Annotated in this window: 2 protein-coding genes; both read right to left on the bottom strand. The window is 41.0% G+C overall.

All coding sequences use genetic code 11. From position 1 onward, the window contains the following. Positions 1–55: 55 nt before the first annotated feature. A complete protein-coding gene (locus RH45_RS06465) occupies positions 56–436 on the bottom strand; it encodes an MmcQ/YjbR family DNA-binding protein (protein ID WP_008075158.1) in 381 nt (126 codons plus the stop codon). Positions 437–1,604: 1,168 nt separating this feature from the next. Next, on the bottom strand, positions 1,605–2,588 hold the full coding sequence (locus RH45_RS22690) for a protein NO VEIN domain-containing protein (RefSeq protein WP_008075155.1): 984 nt from the start codon (positions 2,586–2,588) through the stop codon (positions 1,605–1,607). Between the last annotated feature and the right edge of the window lie 685 nt (positions 2,589–3,273).

Below are 3,273 nucleotides of genomic sequence, written 5' to 3'. Positions count from 1 at the left end.
AACCCAATTTTGAATACAAAACGCTAAGCGTTGGGAATCTGCCTTAAACGCTTTGTTATGAGCCTGATTCAGCTAGGTGATCTATGCCCAATTCTCGTTGCTTACGCTTACTTAAACCACTCGCGACAATTCGGTATGATTCCGATAAATAGTACTTTAGGTCATCGTCTAGTTTGCCTGAAGTCTCAACCTGCTGTATCCACTTCATTCCACGACTAGCAAAATATGGAGCCGGTTTATAACCTTCACAATCACTTAGAAAGTCAAAATTTAAGTTGGAGGTTTTAAACGTGAATGCAGCTTGGGAACCATCGCTCCAACCACCTATGGCAAAGACTTTACCACCAACCTTCCATACATCGGAATTACCCCATTGAACGACGTGACTCGTTCCAGCAAAAGAGCCGCAAAAATGGTTAAATTCTTCGTAGTTCATGCTGATTTCCCTATTAGCTCATAACGCCGCGTTAAGTAGTGAGCAACGCCTACCACCTAACTTAAACCTATACACCGTAAACACTTAACCCAACTTTGAAGGCAAAACGCCAAGCGTTGGGAATCTGCCTTAAACGCTTTGTTATGCGAATTTGCACGCATTAGCCTACTTGGCCCAATGCAGACTACCTTAAGCATGAAAAACCACAAACAAACCAAACACTTTTTGTGATTCAAGAAACAGCAGAGTCACTATGTTACAGCCAAAGTCCCGACAACCAGGAAATGCGGCCTTTCAGCAACAATGTTGCCTTTAAACCACCTAACTTCGCAGGGACGAACATTCAACAAATACTGACCATCGATAGCCTTGCTCTTTCGACACTTGGAGCCAGTGGAACTCGCCACAAACCAGCACTGAAAACCAATGAGGCAACCTGTGAACCTTGGCATGTTTTACGGCCTGAGAGATTCAAGAAATTGAGCCGATAATGCTGAGTTGCCGACACCGAAAAATGGATGGCCAAAGAGAGCGAGAAAGGGACATGAGATAATTTGCCTTCCTAGTCGCATAACGCCTTGTTAAGGTGTGAGGCACGCAATACCGAAGCTGCCGCATACCACCTTAACCACTAAAACTAACGCATAGCAAAAATGCCACGCGTGCCGAATCACTCTTGAACAATTTGTTATGTGGCGAACTCAAGATGTGAGCAAATCGAATGATGAACCCCAACTGTTTGATACGCCGTCACTTGTTTTTTTATGCGCCTACTTGGTTGTTATGTGCGATGAAAATTAAAATTGAAAAGAAAATAGTAAGCCCGAACAGTGATATTTTACCTTTATGTTCTTGTGATTTAGTTTTATCAGGGAACCTACCAAGCGTGAGTAGTAACAAAGTTACTTTACCCAGAAAATAACATACAAACTCAACGAATACGTCGACCACTAGAAAGCCAATAACCTTATTAATCGTCCTAGAAACTGGTGTCAAAATTTCTTCTAAGATATCGGATATCACTCTTTCCTCCATAGACACATAACGCCCTGTTAAGGTGTGAGCAACGCAATACCAATGCTCCCGCATACCACCTTAACCACTAAAACTAACGCATAGTAAAAATGCCACGCGTTGCGAATCACTCTTAAACAGATTGTTAGCCATACTAGCAGATGGACAAATTAGCTGATATTGATTCTGTTACTTTTAAGCTCGTGAGGCTATGCTCACTAAACCATAAGCTTTTTTCTGGATCCCAAGTAAACTCAAATAGTTCCGGCTCTGATAAACAATTAACCACGATACAGATACGATATTTCCTGCTCGCTGTTTTGCTGGTTTTATATTCATTGGGGGTTAAGCATACGTTCGCTGATGTATGATCTTTTGCTGAAGTTCCTTTTACTTCGATGTAAAGTGTTTTATTCCCACTAGTTGCTTTTAAGTCATAACCCACGTTATCTTTTTCTACAGAGTCAACGATGTAACCTAGTTGGACATAATAATCGATAGTTAGATCTACAGCTGTTTTCTCAATTTTCAGCTTTGTCTCATGATCTATTTTTCCGCGTTTACCTTTATTTGGTAGTGAGAACTGGCCTTCTTTAACTCTGGATATATATTTCATTAACTGTCGCTTAAACTTTTTCACTTCAGATGTTTCAGCTTCCAGAAAAGAAACAAAAGTTTGAGAACCAAACCCTTTGTGAGTTACCGGCACAGGAAATAAACGTTGTTGTGGAGCTAACAAAGTACAGTCTTTAGATTTAGCTTTAATCAGGTATTCTGGAAAGTGATCTTCACCGTTAAAGTGAAAGCTTCTTCTATCATTTGGTTCCTGGGTAGTTCTATAGACACGTGCGTTTTCGTACCATCCAATTACCACCGAACCTCTATTAGAACGAGAACGCCAAACCACTAACACATCGTCTATATAGTCCCCTGCATTCGGTTCAATTCGACTAATATTTATCGTTAAGTTATTAGCCTGAACATAGCCATAACAGTATTTCCCATTTTTTTGAAAGTTAAGTACTTCATGACCGTATCCGTTTTTATCAATGTATTTACCACCATTAATAGGATAATCACTGTCATTGATACCATCGTAGTGCTTCATCCACGCTACATTGCAAATTATCATTTTCATACGTTGATCCCAAAAACAATGTGTATGGCTAACGCCGCGTTAAGGGGCGACCAACGCGACCGCCCTATTCAAGCAATACTGCCATAAACACCGTAGCTAGACTTTGAACCAGAACTGCCACGCGTTGTGAGTCCCGCTTGAACGCATTGTTATGAAACTTAAATTAAACCAATAGGTTGTGCAATGTGCACGTACTGAATCTAAGAATAAGCTCACCGAATCAGTCCCAACTTCTTTGAATACCGAAAGCACTATGATTAAGGGCGTTTGCAAGGTCTATGCGGTTGGCTAATAGCCGAGCACTGTTGGGTTGTAGCACCAGTCGTGTACGGCGTATTAGCGAGACTGCGATACTTGTTCAGCCCGAAAGCTCAGAACTTCCAATTAGCTAAATCAAAGCAGATTTCAGCGACATTGTTGGGAACAAAAGCAGAACTTTAAGAAGGTTTCATAACGCCGCGTTAAGTAGTGAACAACGCCTACCACCTAACCTAAACCTTTACACCGTAAACACTAAACCCAACTTGAAATGCAAAATGCCAAGCGTTGGGAATCTGCCTTAAACGCCTTGTTATATGCGTTTTTGAAATTTACTTTTGATGATTGCGATAACTAGAAGTAACGTGACATAAAGTGCATTTAGCCAAAGTTGCTCGTGTATATATGCTATCGAGGTTTGCCTCGA

The organism is Vibrio sinaloensis DSM 21326 (assembly GCF_000189275.1).
Taxonomy (GTDB): domain Bacteria; phylum Pseudomonadota; class Gammaproteobacteria; order Enterobacterales; family Vibrionaceae; genus Vibrio; species Vibrio sinaloensis.
The sequence above is the reverse complement of the archived record's forward strand: the minus strand, read 5'-3'. Positions and strand labels throughout refer to the sequence as shown.